Origin of the sequence: Micromonospora sp. NPDC048930 (assembly GCF_043197935.1) — a bacterium.
GTDB lineage: Bacteria > Actinomycetota > Actinomycetes > Mycobacteriales > Micromonosporaceae > Micromonospora.
This window is the reverse complement of sequence record NZ_JBICUB010000021.1, coordinates 42,702-60,411: the sequence shown is the minus strand read 5'-3', so window position 1 is coordinate 60,411 and position 17,710 is coordinate 42,702. Positions and strand designations below refer to the sequence as shown.

13 protein-coding genes and 1 pseudogene are annotated in these 17,710 nt (G+C 69.2%); all 14 read left to right on the top strand.

All coding sequences use genetic code 11. The features are described 5' to 3' along the window. Nucleotides 1-8: 8 nt before the first annotated feature. The 14 genes and pseudogenes from ACGFI9_RS33585 (at nucleotide 9) to ACGFI9_RS33520 (ending at nucleotide 17,632) form a co-directional block, all read left to right on the top strand. A complete protein-coding gene (locus ACGFI9_RS33585) occupies nucleotides 9-1,478 on the top strand; it encodes an SCO6880 family protein (RefSeq protein WP_393184476.1) in 1,470 nt (489 codons plus the stop codon). Then, on the top strand, nucleotides 1,475-3,055 hold the full coding sequence (locus tag ACGFI9_RS33580) for a hypothetical protein (protein WP_393184474.1): 1,581 nt from the start codon (nucleotides 1,475-1,477) through the stop codon (nucleotides 3,053-3,055). The genes ACGFI9_RS33585 and ACGFI9_RS33580 overlap by 4 nt, the downstream gene beginning before the upstream one ends. A 47-nt stretch (nucleotides 3,056-3,102) precedes the next feature. Continuing rightward, on the top strand, nucleotides 3,103-4,905 hold the full coding sequence (locus tag ACGFI9_RS33575) for a type IV secretory system conjugative DNA transfer family protein (RefSeq protein ID WP_393184472.1): 1,803 nt from the start codon (nucleotides 3,103-3,105) through the stop codon (nucleotides 4,903-4,905). Beyond that, nucleotides 4,905-5,507 (top strand): hypothetical protein, encoded by a 603-nt coding sequence (locus tag ACGFI9_RS33570; RefSeq protein WP_393184470.1) that lies wholly within the window; start codon nucleotides 4,905-4,907, stop codon nucleotides 5,505-5,507. The genes ACGFI9_RS33575 and ACGFI9_RS33570 overlap by 1 nt, the downstream gene beginning before the upstream one ends. Then, a complete protein-coding gene (locus ACGFI9_RS33565) occupies nucleotides 5,504-5,764 on the top strand; it encodes a hypothetical protein (RefSeq protein WP_393184468.1) in 261 nt (86 codons plus the stop codon). The genes ACGFI9_RS33570 and ACGFI9_RS33565 overlap by 4 nt, the downstream gene beginning before the upstream one ends. Continuing rightward, entirely contained in the window at nucleotides 5,761-6,000 is a 240-nt protein-coding gene (locus tag ACGFI9_RS33560; RefSeq protein ID WP_393184466.1) for a hypothetical protein, read from the top strand. The genes ACGFI9_RS33565 and ACGFI9_RS33560 overlap by 4 nt, the downstream gene beginning before the upstream one ends. Before the next feature lie 38 nt (nucleotides 6,001-6,038). Beyond that, nucleotides 6,039-6,488, top strand: a complete 450-nt coding sequence (locus ACGFI9_RS33555; RefSeq protein ID WP_393184465.1) for a hypothetical protein — start codon at nucleotides 6,039-6,041, stop codon at nucleotides 6,486-6,488. Then, nucleotides 6,485-7,564, top strand: a complete 1,080-nt coding sequence (locus ACGFI9_RS33550) for a M23 family metallopeptidase (RefSeq protein WP_393184463.1) — start codon at nucleotides 6,485-6,487, stop codon at nucleotides 7,562-7,564. The genes ACGFI9_RS33555 and ACGFI9_RS33550 overlap by 4 nt, the downstream gene beginning before the upstream one ends. A gap of 351 nt (nucleotides 7,565-7,915) precedes the next feature. After that, entirely contained in the window at nucleotides 7,916-8,278 is a 363-nt protein-coding gene (locus ACGFI9_RS33545) for a MarR family transcriptional regulator (protein WP_393184461.1), read from the top strand. 160 nt (nucleotides 8,279-8,438) lie between these two features. Beyond that, nucleotides 8,439-9,776: an MFS transporter gene (locus ACGFI9_RS33540; RefSeq protein WP_393184459.1), complete on the top strand. Its 1,338-nt coding sequence runs from the start codon at nucleotides 8,439-8,441 to the stop codon at nucleotides 9,774-9,776. Between the two features lie 403 nt (nucleotides 9,777-10,179). Then, nucleotides 10,180-10,269: pseudogene (locus ACGFI9_RS33535) on the top strand (IS5/IS1182 family transposase); the annotation flags it as partial. A 560-nt stretch (nucleotides 10,270-10,829) separates the two neighbouring features. Continuing rightward, on the top strand, nucleotides 10,830-15,296 hold the full coding sequence (locus tag ACGFI9_RS33530) for a sacsin N-terminal ATP-binding-like domain-containing protein (protein ID WP_393184457.1): 4,467 nt from the start codon (nucleotides 10,830-10,832) through the stop codon (nucleotides 15,294-15,296). A 434-nt stretch (nucleotides 15,297-15,730) separates the two neighbouring features. Further along, nucleotides 15,731-16,696: a hypothetical protein gene (locus tag ACGFI9_RS33525; RefSeq protein ID WP_393184455.1), complete on the top strand. Its 966-nt coding sequence runs from the start codon at nucleotides 15,731-15,733 to the stop codon at nucleotides 16,694-16,696. 39 nt (nucleotides 16,697-16,735) lie between these two features. Beyond that, on the top strand, nucleotides 16,736-17,632 hold the full coding sequence (locus ACGFI9_RS33520) for an HNH endonuclease (RefSeq protein WP_393184454.1): 897 nt from the start codon (nucleotides 16,736-16,738) through the stop codon (nucleotides 17,630-17,632). The last annotated feature ends 78 nt before the right edge of the window (nucleotides 17,633-17,710 follow it).

Here is a 17,710-nt window from a genome sequence, read left to right as displayed (position 1 = left end):
AGTAGGGCGTGACTCAGTTCCACTTTCCTCCGCGGTCCACCCGCGGGTCGATCCTGGGCTTCTCCTGGGGGCAGATCGGCACGGCGGTGGCTGGGGTGATCTGCCTGGTCATCGCCGCGAACATGTTGGCGGTCGGCCGGCAGGGCGCCGCCGGTGGTCTGCTGCTGGCGGCGGTGCTGCTGCTCACGGTGGGGCTGTTGCGGATCCGGGGTCGCCGAGTCACCGAGTGGACGCCGATCGTCGCGGGGGCGTTGGCGCAGCGGGTAGCCCGGCAGGACCGCTACCGCGGCGCGGTGTGGGCGGCGAACCCAGGCACGAAGCATCTGCACATGCCCGGCCCGGCGGCCGGCTACCAGTGGCTACCGGCGGTGGCCGCAGACGGGCTGACCGAGGTGGGCTTGCTGCACCACCGGCGGGAGGGCACCGTGACCGCGACGCTGGCGTGCGCGGGCAGCAACCTCGTCCTGGCGGACACATCGGTGCAGCATCAGCGGCTCACCGCGTGGGCGGACGTGGCGAACCTGCTCGGCACCGAGTACGCCGACAGCGGCCTTGCGCGGTGGTCGCTGACGGCGAGGGCGGTGCCGGACGTCAGCAACCGGGCACAGCGGTACCTCGCGAAGCAGGCAGTCGACACCGGCACGGCGGCGTACCGGTCGCTGGCGGAACTCACTGCGGCAGCCGGGCCCGGCACGCAACGCCACGACGTGTTCCTGACGGTGGTGTTCGACGTGCGGAAGCTGTCCGGAGAGGTCGCGGACGCGGGCGGCACGGACGCCGCCATCGCCACGGTGGTGCTGGACAAGCTCACGGGCGTGCGGGCGGCCGTACGCGAGGCCGGCATCGAGACCGGAGGCTGGCTGACGCCACGGCAGTACGCGGCGGTGCTACGCGGCCAGTTCGACCCCGAGGACACCGACCTGGAGGTGGCGCCGCACACGGCGGGGCCGGTAGCGGCGGAGACGGTGGGCTGGTCGTCGTACCGGCACGACTCCGGTTTCTCGCAGACGCTGTGGGTGTACGAGATGCCCCGCCAGCCGGTGCCGATGACGTGGATGACGCCGCTGTTCACCCGCACCGTCGGCCGGCGCACCGTCGCCGTGGTTGCTGAGCCGGTGCCGGCGCAGTTGGCGCAACTGGCGACGCGACGGGACAAGGTCGCCCGCGCCGGTGACGAGGTGACCAAGCGGCGGATGCGCCTGGTCCGCACCGCCCGGGAGGACGAGGAAGCCCGCGCGGTCGAGCAGATCGACCGGGAGCAAGCCGCCGGGCACGTCCGCTACCGGTACGCCGTGCTGGTCACCGTGACGGCCGACAGCCCGGAACAGCTGCGCGACGACGTGCGCGCCGTCAGGCGGGTGCTGGGCCGGTGCGGCTGCCAGGCGGTCGTGCTCTACGGCGAGCAGGACCAAGCATTCGTGGCCGGGGCGCTGCCCCTAGCGCGCGGCCTCAAGCCGATGCGGGGATGGTTCGCATGACCCGCACACGCAGAAACGACAAGCCCCGGGTACGCCGGGAAGGGTCGTGGTCGCAGCGCCTCGCGGATTCCGCCGCCCGGCGCGACCTCGCGGCGGCGCAGGCGGACCTGGCACGGGAGCAGCGGGCGCTGCGGCGGCTGACCGAGATGCTGCTGGGCCCGCCCTCGGTGGACGGGCGGGGAGCCTTTGGACGAGCGGCGGGGCGAGTGTTCTGGCGGTTGCGGCTGCCGCCACTGGTCACCACCAGCGCGCAGTTGTGCAGCGTCTATCCGTTCGTCGCCGACCCGGGCCTGGGCGTGGACGGGCCCCTGATCGGACAGGAGGTGTACTCCCGCGCCGGGTTCGTGTTCTCTGTGCACGAGCTGTATCGGGCGGGTGTGCTCAGCGCCCCCAACATGGTGGTCACCGGGGAGATCGGGTCGGCGAAGTCGTCGCTGCTCAAGACCATCGCGTTCCGCGGGATCCCGTTCGGGGTGCGGTTCTACATCGTCGACGTCAAGGGCGAGTACGACACCCTCGCCGACGTAGCCGGCATCCAGCCGGTGCGGGTCGGCCCCGGTTCCGGGGTGGTGATGAACCCTCTGGCGGGCATCCGCCGCCTGCCCGATCAGGGTGAGGCGGAGTGGTTGCAGATCCAGCGGGCACGCAGGTTGCTGCTGCTGGAAGGGCTGTTGGAGATCCAGCTCGGCGGGCCGCTGAGCGAGGCGGAACGATCGTTGGTCGAATACGCCCTCGACGCGGTCACCCGCGCCGACGACGGCACCAGCCCGGACCGGATGGACACCCCGACCCTGTCGCGGGTCCTGACCGCGATGGGCGATCCGTCCCGGTGGGCGCACCGGCTGGCCGGGGTGCATTACGACGTCGACCAATTCACCGCCGACAGCCGCCGCGTCCGGCTTGCCCTGGAACGGCTGATCACCGGCGCGCTCGGCGGGATCTTCGACGCCCCGGCCGCGTCGACGCTGGCGATCGACTTCGACCAGCCGGGCGCGATCCTGGACCTGCGGGCGGTCCGCGCATCAGACCAGATGACGGCGATGGCGATGACCTGCGCCCAGTCGTGGCTGGAGGCCGAGCTGACCCGCCCGAACGCCCCCGCCCGCGTCTGCCTATACGACGAGTTCGCGCTGGTCAGCCGCCACCTCGGGCTGATGAGGCGCATGCGCGAGCAACTAAAGCTCGCCCGAGCGCTCGGCACCGCGAACATCCTGGCCTTCCACCGTTTCACGGACCTGTCGGCCAGCGGCAGCGCCGACTCCGAGCAAGTCCGCATCGCCCGAGGGCTGATCGAGGACACCGGCGTGCGGGTGTCCTACCGACAGGCCCCCGGCTCCCTGGAGGCGGCACGCGAGTTCCTGGGCACCACGGACGTGGAGACCAACCTCCTGCTGCACCTGCGCCGCGGCGTCGGGCTGTGGAAGGTCGGGCTGCGCTCCTACGTCGTCAAGCACCAGCTCTCCTCGATCGAACGGCGCATGGTCGACACCGACAGCCGGATGCGGCAAACCCCCGAGCCTGAGCCGGAGAGGGCGCCGTCGCCGGGGGAGCAGGCCGTGGTGAGGCAGGTGCGGTGATGGCCGGCTCACTCATGTCCCCGGGACACCGACTACCCAGCAGGGGGATGGCCCGCGCCGATATCCTGGCCCGACTGGCGCTTGCGGGCATCGCGGCGCTGCTGGTGCTGTCGGGCACCGTCACGCTGTGGCTCGCCGGGCAGGCCGGCGGGCTGCTCACCCACGCGGCCTGGCCGGACAGCCCACCCGCCGACGCTCCGGGCATCGCCGCACGGCTCATCACCAACCCGGGCGACCCGGCGCGGGCGTGGCCGCCCGCCGCCCGTGACACGCTGCCGCCAGCGCCTCTGCTGTACGGGCTGTGGGTCGTCCTGCTCAGCGCCACTGTCGTCAGCATCGCAGCGGTGACGATGCGGGTGGCGCGGCGGTGGGTACGCCGGCGCGGCTTCGCCGGCCGCAAGGACCTCGACCGAGTGGTGACGGTCGAGGCGGTGCTGCGCCGCGTCGACGTGCTGCGGCCGGGCCTGACCATCCGCGACACCGACCCACCCGAAACCGTCACGGTGAAGCAGCGGCGCCGCGCGGACCCACTGGAGGTGGCCCGGCTGCTCGGCCACCATGCCCTGACGGGTGAGCCGCTGTACCTGGCCAACGAGTACACCGAACTGCTGGCCGGGGCGGCCCGGTTCGCCAACAAGACGAGCCGCTACATCATCCCGAGAGTCGCCGACGCCCGCGGCGCGGTCATCTCTACCTCCACCCGCCTCGACGTCGCATCGGTCACCTACGACCTGCGCGCCGAGGTCGGCCCGGCGTGGATCTTCGAGCCACAGGGCCAGGTGCCGGGGGTGCCGCGACTGCGCTGGTCACCCATCGATGGTGCAGAGGATCCGGACATCGCGGCGCTGCGCGCCAAAGGCTTTGCCGCCGGCGCCGGCCTCAAGGAGAACGTCGACAACGGCCAATACTTTCAGGATCAGGCGGCGTCGATCATCCGCGGTCTGCTGCACGCCGCCGCCCTGGACGAGCGCGCCACGATGACCGAGGTTGCGAGCTGGGCGGCCAACCCCTCCGACCCGCGCGCTGAGCGGATTCTGCGCCACCACGGGCAGACGGTGTGGGCCGACCGGCTCGCTTTCCACCGGGAAACCACGGGCCGCAGCCGCGACGCCATCCAGTCGGTGGTGTTCGGCGCGCTCGACGCGTTCAGTAACCCCCGCATCCTGCACGCGTGCTCACCGCCGCGCGGGCAGCAGTTCGATCCCGAGCAGTGGCTCGACGAGTCCGGCACCCTCTACCTGGTCGGCACCCGCAGCGGGCAGGCGCTGATCGCGCCCCTGTTCGCCGCCATCGCCGAGGACATCATCTACCGCACCCTGCAACGGTCGTTCCTCGCACCAGGCGGGCGAGTCGAGCCCTGCCTGTACCTGATCGGTGACGAGATCACCAACATTGCGCCGCTGCCGTCGCTGCCCGCCTTGGCATCCGAGGGCGGAGGCGCCGGCATCGCCCTGTCGATCGCCTGCCAGAACACCCATCAACTGGAAGAACGGTGGGGCCGCGACGGCGGCCAAGCCCTACGTGACGGCGCGAACGCCCGCTTCGTGATGGGCGGCACCCAGGACGTCAACGCCCTCAAGGACGCCCAGTCGCTGCTCGGGCAGGTGCAGGAGTTGTCCTCGGCGGCATCCTGGGGCGGCGGCCGGGCCAGCGTGCAGGAGAACACCCGCCGAGAACAACTGGTCGACCTCGCCGAGCTGCGCACACTGCCGACCGGGCACGCCCTGGTGCTGCTGGGCAACATGCCACCGGTCGAGGTGGTGCAACCCGCGTGGTGGGAGCGCCCTGACGCCGACCGGTTTCACACGGCGCAGGACGCCTTCACCGCCCGACTTCGGGAGGCACGCTGATGCCAGATCGGACCTTCCTGTTCGACATTCCAGAGCAGGCGTCGCCGCAGGAGCGCGCGACCGCCGAGCTGGCCGGGCTGATCGACACGCTGCGCGGCGCGGTGGAACAGCTTGCCGAGGCCCACGCGGCGCTGTCCGACCGTGTTGATGCTCTTGATGGCCCGACCGGGTTCGTGCCGGCGCGGCACTGCTGGCGGGACCTTCACCGCGATGACGCCCGTGAGCTGTGGGCGTGGCTGATCGCCTGGACCCGGTGGCTGTCCGACCGGTACGGGCTGGCGCAGGACCTCGGCGCGTGCTGGCCGGCGCATCCGGCCCTGGTAGAGGAGCTGACCGCCCTGGTCGTGTCGTGGCACCACGCCTACTCCGCCAAGGCGGACCCCGAGGCGCCTCTGCGGTGGCACGAGGCGCTGCACCGCGCACGCACCCGCTGGCAGCAGTGGGACACCACCCGATGCCGGCACGGCCAGCACACCCCCCGCAGCCCGGACACCGTCTGGTCGCAGCCCTGGCCCGACATCGCCCACCGGGCCGTCAGCGAGGACATCAGCGCACGGCCGACGCCCGCGGCGGCGGCCCAGGAGACAGGGGGCAAGACATGACACACCCAGCCGAGATCACCAGCGTCTGGGACTGGCAACGGTTCGAGGCCGCCCTTACCGGACTGCGCGTCGGGGTCGACACCCTCGACGACTTCATCGCCGGCATCCATGAGACACGCGACACCTGGCGAGACGACCAGCGAGAAGAAAGGCAGCAATGGACGGACATCGACGAGCAGACGCGCCGCGACACGGAGCTGGACTGGGCCAGCGACGGGCACCTCGACGGCGACTACACCCGCGACGTCGACGAGTGACTGCCAGCACCTCGTTCGACGCTCCCCTCGCGGCGATCAGCGCCAACCTCACCCAGTTGCGCGACCACATTGGTGCCCTCGTTGACACCGCCAGCAGGCATCCGACCGCCCAGCGACGTGTGGCGCTGGTCGACGTCCACCACCAGTTGCGTTTGCTCGGGCAGCGCGTCAACGCCGCGCTCGGCGCCCCGTCAGCCCAGGACCCGCCGCCCCACGAACCCCCGGAGCAGGCATGACCCGCACTCGCTGCCGAGCCACACTCATGGTGCTTGCGATGCTGCTGGCGGCCGGATGCACCAGCCGTACGACCGGAGCTCCCGCCCCGCAGGCAAGCAGTCTTCGGGCGGTGACACCGCCGGCCGACATGCTTGCGGACCCGGACGGTGTCCTGCCCACCCGATCCACCGCCGCAGACTCCGCAGCTGCGGCCACGGCGACACGGTTCGTCGCCCGGTGGGCACGCCCGGACCTGCCGGCCGTCCAGTGGCGCGCCGACGTGCGCCCCTACGCCGTGCCCGGCTATGCGGACCTGCTCGACACCGTTGACCCGGCCAACGTGCCCGCCACCCGGATCACCGCACCCGGCCGCGTCGTCGCAGCCACCCCGGAGCGGGCGGAGGTCGACGTCGGCACGGATGCGGGCGTGCTGCGCGTGGTGTGCGTACGCGACGACCAACGCTGGCTGGTGGCCACACTCGGCATGCCGAAGGACACTTCGCGATGAACGGGCAGCGGGCCGGCATCGGCGTCGCCGTGGTGGCAGCGCTGCTCCTGGTGTGTGGTCTGCCGCTGGCAGCGGTGCTCACCGAAGCGCCGGCCGCAGCCTGCGCCCCCGCTGCTGGACAAACCCCGAGTAGCGCGGGCACGCGCGGCGGGGTCGGCCGGTGGAACAGCGAGCAGGTCACCAACGCGGCCACGATCGTCACCGTCGGCCAGCAGCGGGGGATACCGGCCCGAGGCTGGGTCATCGCGGTGGCCACAGCCATGGTCGAGTCGAGCCTGCGCAACCTGCGCGGCGGCGACCGCGACTCCGTTGGCCTGTTCCAGCAGCGGCCCAGCCAGGGATGGGGCACCCCGGCGCAGATCCTCGACCCGGTCTACGCCGCCGAGAAGTTCTACGACAAGCTGCTGCGCATCCCCAACTGGCAGCAGCTGCCACTGACCGTCGCCGCGCAACGGGTCCAGGTCTCGGCGTTCCCCGACAAGTACGGCGAATACGAGCAGGACGCCGAGCAGGTCGTAGCAGCCGTGACCGGCGTCGCCACGATCAGCGACCTGCCCGGGGCCAGCCTCGCCGTGTGCGGCAGCGCCCCGAACGTGGCCGCGTCGGGATGGGCCCTGCCCGTGCAGGCCGCCGTGGGTAGTGGCTACGGGCCGCGCGCCGGACGGCTGCACGCTGGCGTGGACCTGATCGCCGCCCGCAACACCGTCATCCGCGCGGCCAGCGCCGGCGAGGTGGTGTGGTCCGGCTGCGACCCCGGCACCGGCAACTGCGACATCGACGGCAGCCCGAGCACCCGCGGATGCGGCTGGTACGTGGACCTGGTGCACGCCGGCGGCTACGGCACGCGGTATTGCCACATGGTTCGCCGCCCCGACGTACGCGTTGGCGAAACCGTGCAAGCGGGCCAGCCGATCGGACTGGTCGGCACCAGCGGCCATTCCTCCGGCCCGCACCTGCACTTCGAAACCCACCAGGCGGTCTGCGACGGATCGCGCTGCGACCTCAGCAACGCCAACTCCACCAACCCGGTGCCGTTCATGCGCGAGCGCGGCGCCCCGTTCGACGAGAGCAGGTGAGGCCCGACCTGGCACCACGACACCACATCCGACAGCGCACAAATCACGGGGGTGAAACATGCGCACCGACCAGAACCAGCATCCATGCCTGTCCACACCTGAACCGCCGCCACCGGCCGACCGCGCCGGCCGCAAGGGCCAACATCGCAACCGGCACACCCTGCGCCGACCGCGACACCTGCGGAGGCCACGATGAGCGCCTCAACCCGGCGGCAGATCGCAGGGATTTACCGCCCACCCGTCAACTCTCGACCGGCCCCGCCGCCGCGCCCGGATGCAGTGGCGCAGCTGTGCCGCACCGCGAACAGCGTCCGCGCGCATCTCGAACGCACGGTGTTGCGGGAGGCGGGCATGACCTGGACCAGCTACGACGTGCTGGTGCTCATCTGTGCCCGCCGGGTGGTCGAGCCCCGCGCCATCGCCGTGGAGGTGGGCATCGCCAAGGCCACCCTCACCAACACGCTCAGCATGCTCGTCGACCGGGACCTTGTGCGCCGCCAGCTACACGAGCGTGACCGCCGGCGCGTCGTCGTCAGACCCACGCAGGCCGGCCTGGACCTTGCACGGGAGCTGCAACGCCTCGTGCACGCGCGGCAGGCGGAGCTGTTCGCCGGCCCAGGAATGCCACCAAGAGACAACATCGCCCACGTGCTGCGCGTGGTGGCCACCCGCTCCCGCCCAGACGACACCACTCATGGTGGGGAGGCCCGATGACCGGCAGCATCCCTGCTCCTGGGATCGTCGTCGTGCTGACACGGCTCCGTCGAGCCCCCAGCCCTGCGGCCGCCATGCGGGCCGCCGCCCCGGGGATTGATCACCGCGCCCCTCTCGGCGACGTCCGTGCCCCTCGAACAGCGGCGCAGGTGGGGATCCGATGACACGGCCGACGACCATGCCGGCCGAGGAGGTCGTTCCCCGTAACGAAGTGCCCATCGCACCCGGACCCGGGTGGCGGCTGGGCGTCCTGTACGGGCCCGCCGTCTACGGCGTCAGCGCCGCCGCCGTCGCGCTCCCGGCCGCCGCTCAGCATCTTCACGCCAGCGGTCCAGCGCTCGCGTGGATCCTCACCGCGTACGCCGTGGGAATCGGCGTCGGTGCGGTCAGCGCCGGACGCATCACCGATCTGTGGGGCAGACGCCCGGTCCTCCTGATCGCCGTCACACTGCTCACCACCGGAGCGCTGGCATGCGCGGTCGCCCCCAACCTGGCCGCCGTCGTAACCGGTCGAATCCTCCTGGCGGTGGGCTCCGGCGCGGTAAAAGCGACCGCACTTGCGACGGCCGCCCACCTGCCGGCATCGCAACGCCCGACGGCATTGGCCCGGTTCGGCGCCTGCCTAGCCGCATTTAGTGCCACCGCGCCGCTGGCCGGAGCAGTGACGGTGGCCTGGTCGTGGCGGGTGGCACTCGCCCTGCCGGTGCTGTCCATTGCCGCAATCCCACTCTGCTGGCCCCTGACCACCCCACGCCGGCACCGGGAGCCGCTGGACTGGCCCGGAGCGGCACTGCTTGCGGTCGTCGCCGCCGGGCTCCTCCTGACCGCCCAAACCGCGGCCCAACACACCAGCCCGGTCACCATCACGGCGACGGCTGCCGCCACCGCCGCCACCGCGCTCATCCTCGCTATCCGCAGCCGACGCTACCCCGGCGGGTTCGTCCTCGACGGCGTCCTGTCGGCCGCATGGTTTCGGCGCGCGGCGCTCACCGGTGCCGGCATCTACGCCGGCCTGTTCGCCATCCTCTACGCGGCACCCCACCTGATGACGAAGCTTGGCTACGGCACCACGCACATCGGGCTGCTCCTGTTGCCCGGCGCCGCCGTTGGTGCCGCGCTGGCCCGATGCGCCGCAGCCGCCGCCCGCCGCCTGCCTGCCCAGTACGTCCTGTCGGCGGCGAGCCTGCTGTTCGCGGGCACGCTGTGCTACGCCGCCGTCGACCCCGGTCCAATTGGCGTCGCGGCAGCCGCCACGGCCGCGTTCGCCGCTTCGGCGATCGCGCAGATGCTGCTCACCACAGAAGCCACCAGACACGCACCGCCACCTTGCCGCGGCGGAGCGATCGGACTGATAACCCTGGCCACCTTCGTAGGCGGTGGTGGCGGCACTGCACTCTGCGCAGCCCTGTGGCAGCCATATGGACCGGCCGCCGCGCTGGCCATCACTGCACTGCTGCCCGCCGCAGCCGCCGTAGCGGCCTGGCGATTGAACTCCTGACGGTGAAGGTGTACGAGAAAGCCCTCCTAGCCCGGTCTGACCCTACGCCTGACTGACTTCGAGCCTTCAACGCGATTTGTCTACTGGGCTGGGAGGACTGCTCGTGCACTCATCGGACGACGCCTTCCAGTGCATGGATCTGCCGAAAGTATGCGTCAGCCATGCGTCCGCTGTGGGTCGGAGTGTGCGGCGGGGTCATGCCTGACTCAGAGGACGTTATGGGCTCGTGTCCGTTACGGGATTGGCCTTGGGTAAGGCTCGCTGCTCCTGGGGTTGATGCAGGGACGCGGGCGGGGCTGGGCGAACAGGCCAGGCTCGATCCCGGTGAGGATCTGGCGGCTGACCAGGCGCCTGGGCTTGGAGTGGATGCCTTCGGTGTGCTTGGGCAGCAGGGGCAAGCGACCTGTCCGACGCTCGATGGGCCTTGATCGAGTCGAAACTGAAGGCTTGGTGGAAAGCCCAGCTCGACCGCAGGCCCATCGGCAGACCGGCGTAGGTCGAGCTGCGCGACTTATTCAAGGCGAGCCTCTACGCCAACGACAGTAGAAGTGCATGTCGATGAGCTAGCGGAGCAGGTGCTCGTAGTTCAGGAGAACTGGTTCTTCTTCACCGTCGTAGCGCATTTGGTGCACCTCAATTGGTTGGTGGTGTACGGCTGAAGCGTATTCTTGCCACAATTCGGACACTTGTGACCCTTCGCCACAATATGATCTTTCTCTGGGTGTGCTCGCCCCAGACGCGAGCAGCCGACGCTCCATGATGGCCAAGTTTTCGATTGCGTCAATATGGTGGCCCTGACCTGCGGTTTCGGAACTAATGATTGGACGGGCTGGAATCAGAGGGCTTTGATGTGGGTAGATTGCCCTTTATTTCCTAGCGGATTCCTCGCCAGGTCGGTGCGGTCTCGCCCGTTATGCGCTTGGCGAGGTTGTCGATCGAGGCGATTGGATCATGGCTTCATGATGGTCATCCGTACCCGTAAGGCCCATCTTCTTGTCGGTGCAGTGCGAGAGGATAGGAGGCAGCGCTGGATCAACGTGAATGGGAGCGGATATGGCGAGTGGGCTGATTCCGCGCATCTTCGCTGTCCACGAAGCGTCCGAGGTCGCCCACCTCGTTGCCGATCATGACCCTGAGACGCCGCGCACGGTCGCCCTCCTACCCGAGGACGAGGCGGCGGCCGACGCGGGCGTCATCGCGCTGGTCGAGCGCCTACACAGCCTGCCGAAGTCGATCCGGTCCGCCCTGAAGCGGGCGGGCGACAGTGCCGCCTACCTCAGCGATGACCGCCTTCAGGGGCTGGCTGAGCTCATTCAGAACGCGGACGACCTCGGCGCAACCGAGGCCACTATCGCTGTCGACAGCTTCGGGTCACGGCTGCTGTTCTCGCACAACGGTGCCCCGCTCACCCTGCATGACGTCTGGGCTTTGGCCATCCCGTGGCTCAGTCTCAAGGCCGCCGACGAAGAGAAGCTCGGCCGCTTCGGCATCGGGCTCAAGACGCTCCACTCGCTCTCGAACGTCCTCGAGGTCTACCAAGGCCACTTCCGCGTGCGGTTCAGTTCCGACACAATCCGGCCGCTGAACGAGCACATCGCCTGGCCGCAGGCCGACAGTTCGCCGACGACGTTTGCCATCCCCTTCACCCCTGGCGTTGTCGACAGCGACGACGCCGCGAAGTGGCTCAGGCACTGGGATGACGCAGGTTTGGTCTTCCTCCGCCACCTCTCGATGGTCCGGCTGGTCGACGAGTCGGGGCGCGAGATCGTCCGACTGCAGCTTGAGTGCGGCCCTGAGGACGCACTGGAGCTTCCCGGTGGCCGCACGTCTCGACGCCGAGTCACGGCCGCCGACGGCCGTCAGTGGCTGGTCTACAGCCGCAGTGCCGCCTCGCCTGCTGAGGTGGAGCGGGTGGGAAAGGCGCATGGCGCTCGTACACCGCTGGCGTTCGCGTTCGCCTTGTTCGAAGGCGACACCGGGCACATCCACGTCGGCTTGCCAGTTCGGCCGGTCGGCCTGCCCTTCCGCCTTCTCGCGCAGTTCGATCCCCAGCCTTCTCGTCGGGATATCGCCGACACCGACTGGAACCTGGCACTCGTACCACTGCTCAGCGATCTTTGGCGCGACGCGGCGCTCGACGTCTTCCAGTTGGCGCCGGCGCAGGGCTGGGCGACCGTCCCTACGACGGCCGAGTTCGAGGCAGATGAGCGGACCACCGGTCGGCTCCGGGCCAGCCTCAAAGAGCATCTACTACGCCGGGCTCGCGTCGAGTTCGCCGCAGCCCTGGCTCTCAACCACGCAGGGACCACGTACCAGCTGGACGAACTCGCCTACGAGGCGGCCGAACTCACTCCGGTCCTCTCCTCCGAGGACGTCCGCTTGGTGTCGGGACAGCCAGGCGTGCTGGCCCAGTCGGCGCGATCGAGCGACGGCCGCTGGCGCGAGGTACTTGACGACCTTCGTGCCGAAGGAGCCCCTACGCCGACCCAGGTGAGCGTTGAGGACGCGAGCGCCCTGCTGGATGACGACCAGCGATCGCCGCAGTTCGTCGCCGATCTGTTGGCAGTCGCGGTCGAAGCGGGCCTTGGCACCGCCCTCGATTCACGAGCCTGTCTGGTGCTTGACAGCGGCGTCCGCGTGCCACCATCGAGTCGCAAGGGCCTGGCGGTCCTGCTTCCGGCGGATCCCGACGCGGCCTGGGAGCTGCTGGGAATCGGGGCACGGCTACACCCGGCGTTCATGGGTCGGCCGCACTGGACCGTGATCCGCGACTGGCTTCAGGAGAGGAAGTGGCTGCGGTCGTCGGCGACGAGTGCGGACGCGCTGCTCGTCCTGTCCGTGGCTGGCAAGGCGGGAACCACGCTGGAACGTCCCCTGACCGATGCGCAGGTCGACGGGCTTCGTCGTGCACTCGAAGCGATCCCAGAGGCCGAGCGCCCAGCGCTCGGCGCTGGCATTGGCCGGGCGGTCAAGGTCGATGCTGTCGTGCACGACGCGAATGGTCAGCGGCAGGGTGCCCATGCCCGTCCGTGCGATGCCTACTTTATCGAGCGCGAGGTCAACACCTGGTTCGTGGCTGCCGGGAAGACGCCGGGCCTGATCTGGATCGACCGGCGCTACTCGGACAAGATCCGGACCGACGGCGGCCGTGACGGCATCGGCGCCCAGCGCTTGTTCCGCCTGCTTGGTGCCGAGGTAGCGCCACGCATCAAGAGCCACCCGGCCAACCAACCACGGTATTCGAACTACAGCCCCGGCGTACCTGCCTCGGCTACCGGATCACCGGCGCGCCGTCGCGAGGCTCTGTGGCAGCTGCAGGCAACCTACACCCTTGGGGACTGGATCGCGCCGGATCTCGATGCGGTCCTGGAAAGCATTGCGAAGGAGAAGGACCCAGGCCAACGGCGCCGGCGAGCGGGCGCTGTGCTCGGCACCCTCGCGCGGGCCTGGGATCGTCTGAGCAAACATGCGAGCGTCACAGCGGCCACGGCCCACTACGGTTGGGTGCACACGGGCACGGTCGATGCCTGGTGGATCAGCAGCGCCGCCTCAATCGCGTGGTTGCCGTCCGAGAAGGGCAAGGCGACGGCGCCCGACCAGCTCCGAATCAAGAGCTCGGCGACCATGGCACTCTACGGCGACGACCCGGACCGGTACCTGAGCCCGGCCCTCGACAACGAGGCCTACCGCGAAATTCTCGCTTGCATCGGCGTCGCGGGCGACCCGACGGTGACCGAACTGATCCAGAAGCTCGAGGAAGTACGCGCCGAGACCAACTCGACGCCCAAGACGGCAGAGGACCTCGCGGCCCCGCTCTACCAGGCGCTCGCTGCCCAGGTCCGCAGCCAGCGACTGGGCGGGCACCCGGCAAGCATGGCCCGGAACGCCTTCGGTCGCGGCGACGGCCTTATCGCAACCCGGGGCGGCTGGCGCCGACCGAGCGTGGTGCTTGCTGGCCCGCCGATCTTCGGCGACATGCGCGACTTCGTGCCTTCGGTCTCGGGCACTGACGCGCTCTGGGCGCTGCTTGCCATCCAACGACCAACCGCCCAAGACGCGCGGAACGTACTCGGCGAACTCGCGCGCAAGAAGTCGCTGAAGCCGGACGAAAAGCTGATCATGCTCGAAGCGCTCCGGTTGCTAGTCGGAGCGCCTGAGAGCGAACTGGCCAAGCTCAGGAATGCGGCTGTCTGGGTCGGCGATCGGTGGGAGCGAAAGCGACCGGTCTACGCGACGCGCAACGCTCTGATCGCACAGGTGCTCAAGGGTCGAGTGCCGATCTGGAGCCCCGGCGGGTCGCTGACCCAGCTCGATCCGCTGGTTGGCGCATACAAGCTGACACGACTCGACGCTCCCCACGGGCAGGTGCTCGACCCGGACGATGCGACCTACAACGCTGAACTCACGAAGGTCTTCTCCCGCGCTGTCGCCAACCTGAAGGCCGACCTTGCACTGAGCGATCCCAAGGCTGAGCAGAGCCTGCGCGTCTCGTGGGGCGAGCTGGCGGCAGTTAGCATCAAGCAGTCGCCTCGCCTCCGGGTCCGGTTGGTCGAGCCAACCTACGGCCTCGATGAAACCGTCGAGCTTGACACCTGGCTCGACCTATCCGCCGCCGTATTCTACGTCACTGACGAAGGGGCGATTGGCTCCCCGAGTTCGGGTGCCTACGCCATCGCATCCGTATTCGACGGCGACGCCCGCCGAATCGCCCACGACTGGGTAGCCGCCTGGTCGGTCGCCCTCGAAGGGCACCGCGAGGAAGAATTCACGACGGCGGCGCGGTTGGACGCCGAGCGCAAGAAGGAACGCGACGAGCGCAGTGAGGAGCTCCTGCGGGAGTTGGCCGAGCAGGGCAAGAACCGACGCTCGAAGGGCAAGGGCACTTCGGACACCAAGCGCAGCAAGGCAGCTACCGCGACCAAGGCCACCGAGGCCAAGCCGAAAACGACCAGGCAGTTGGTCGACCCCGACAGCCTGAAACTGAAGAACGAGGACGGCGAGATCATCGGTGGGACGCCCGCCGGAAACGGTGAACCCACTGGCAAGAAGTCGACGACTTCGTCCGGTAAGCCTCGCGACCCCGACACCTCGAACCCAAAAAAGCCCTCGGTGGACGGCGGACGAGGTACCAAGAACTACACCGAGCTAGAGCGCGAATCTGTCGGGCTGACGCTGGTACGGCGCGTACTCGGCGGCGACGAGGAACAGATTGTCGACATCCGACACCAGCGCAACGTCGGCGCCGACGCGATCGACGATTTGGAGAACTTCTTCGAGCTCAAGGTCTACGCCGGGCAGATCCCCGAGACCATCTCGCTGACCAGCTCCGAGTTCCGCCGTGCCCAGGAGACCCAGCAGTTCTTCCTCGTCGTGGTCGGGAACGTCGAGCAAGGCGGCAAGGACCCGGAGGTCCGGATCATCACGGATCCGCTCAACCACCTCAGCGTGCTCCCGCAGGGCTCCGTCAATCTGGGAGGCATCCGCGACGCCAAGGCGCTGCGCTTCACGTTCGAGTCGTGACAGGCGGGTGAGAGAGCACTGAGGACCGCGAACAACCGCAGCTTCTTCATCGCGGCGTGATCGCGGCCGTATCGGACTTAAGCGCGAGTCGTAGGCAAATGCCCTGATCTCGCTCACTCTCATGCCGCGGATCGAGTGCGCCAGCCGTTCGGATTTCATCACCGGTGCCGCCGACCGGCCGGTGTCGAGCGTTGGGTAATCCCCGACAAGCGTGTGTTGGCCGGATGGGCACTCGCGCCGCTGCCCGCTGCCGGACGCCGCCATCATGTGAGCGAACGGCCTGGCCGTCTTCGCGCCCACTCGGTCGAGCCTCGCGCACGTCGCCATGGCCCGAGTGCGTCTGCGTACACCCGTACGAGCGATCTGCGCCGGTTTTGTCGGTGGTGGGCCGTACCATTTCCCGCGGCCCTCATCGAACGTAAGGAAGATCAGCTATGGCCGAGGCTGTCGCATTCCGGGACCAGCTCATGGATTGGGTCTACGACAAGGCAAACGGCGTCTCCACCGAGAGCGTACCCATCATGGAGTTCGCCGAGAGCGTCGGCCTGGACCTTGACGGAGCGTTCACGCTGCTCTGGTACTGCCGTGACGAAGGGCTCCTGAGTGATCAGGGCACGGGCATGGGTAACCCGTGCGCCGTTCTCACCGCGTACGGCATCGCCAATGTCCGGGAGCGCCGCCGCCGGCGGGCGGACCCGGCATTGCGGGCACGTGCGTGCCGGTCGGCCTTGCTGAGCTGGTTCTACCGGCAACAAATTGCACAGGTACACATGCCGATCACCGGCAAGTTCGGGCAAGACGACGACTCGCTGTGGGAGGGCACCCGGTTCTCCGACGTGGAGATCCAGCACGCGGCCGAGTACCTGTCCGACAAGCGGCTGATCAAAGGCGTCAGAGTCGCTCAGCTCCGCGGACCGGTGCGAGCCGAGATCACCACAGACGGGATCGACTGCGTAACGGACTGGGAGAGCAACGTGGCGGAGTACCTGCGCGACCAACGCGGATACGGTCCGACGATCAACCACGGGCCCGTTTTTCACGGGAACACCCAGGGCGGGCAGTGGGCGTGGGGCAACCGCGACGTGGCGCAGCACCAGGAGATCACTCAGCAGGTGGCGCCGGAGTTCCAGCCGCTCGCGGAAGCGGTCGCCGCCATCCTCAAACAGCTCCCCGCGTACGGGCTTAACCCACAGGAGCAGCAGGACATCGAGGACGCCGCGAATGAGGTGCTCGCCGAGGTCCAGCAGGACCAGCCCGAGCCGGGGAAGCTGCGCCGGCTGGCGACGGCCGTCAAGGGCTTCCTGTTCCCGATCGCCGCCGAGGCAGCGAATGAGGAGGTGCGCGAGCTGGCGCAGCAGGGCCTCGATCAGATCACGGCAGCGATCACCTCGGCTCTGTGATGCCCGCGCGCGCTGCCTGGTCGAAGAAGGGGTGCCCTGATGCGTAAGCGGCCACCAGAGGCGATGTCCGTGGACCGGACGGGTGACGTCCCTCTCGACTTCAGGAATGAACCGCCAGGGCCGACGAAGACGGCACCGCTCAGGCCGATCGAGGTGTTGCGCCCGCGCTTCTTCGACCGCTGCCCGATCTGCGGTGACCCGGCGACCACCGAGGAGCACGTGCCGCCGCAACGGCTCGGCGGCACGAAGATGACCCGGACCTGCGACCGATGCAACCACGGGTTCGGAAGCCTCGTGGAAGCCGACCTGGTCGATTGGTTCGACGGAGCTCTGACGATGCCGTCGTTCCAGTCGGACGCGGTTCGAGGCAAGCGGCAGACAAGCCGGCTACTGATGCGATGGACACCGAACGGGGAGTTTGTTCTCTTTCCCGAGGGACCCAGCGACCCCGCCGTCAGTGAGATCCTGGCGGCCGGGGACGTCACCTTGGAGGTTTCACCACCCGACGAGAATCGGTTGCGTCTCGCACTTCTCAAGTCGATGTATCTCGCCGTATGCATCAAGGCCGGTATACCCGAAGGCGAACCAGCGGACCGCGTTCGGGCCGAGCTCCTGGCGGTGCGCAACGCCAAGCGCAGGGCCGACGTGCCGGTGAGCGCGATTGCGCGCGGGTTGACCGTGCTGCGGCATTGGGGAGATCCGATCACCGAGGAGTCCGTTGTGCTGGCCGAGGTTCAGCAGGAAACCGTGCCGATTCTGGGGGTCCTCCTCGCGGGCCGCGTGTTCGTCTCTCTGTCGTCAACAGGCGGCGAGGCGGTGCCGGCGCCAGCCGGACGCCTAGCCCATCGGCTCCAGGTCGGAGCTTCGGTGAAAGGCACAGTGGCGTCCATCCGTCCCGAGCCGCCGCGACAGGGTCGACGGAACCGGCCGGGTTAGCTCGACCGCGGCCGGTTTGGTCGGCCGGCCGGCCGCGGGCACGCAAGCAGAGACGAGCGGAAAGGCTGGCCACGTGCG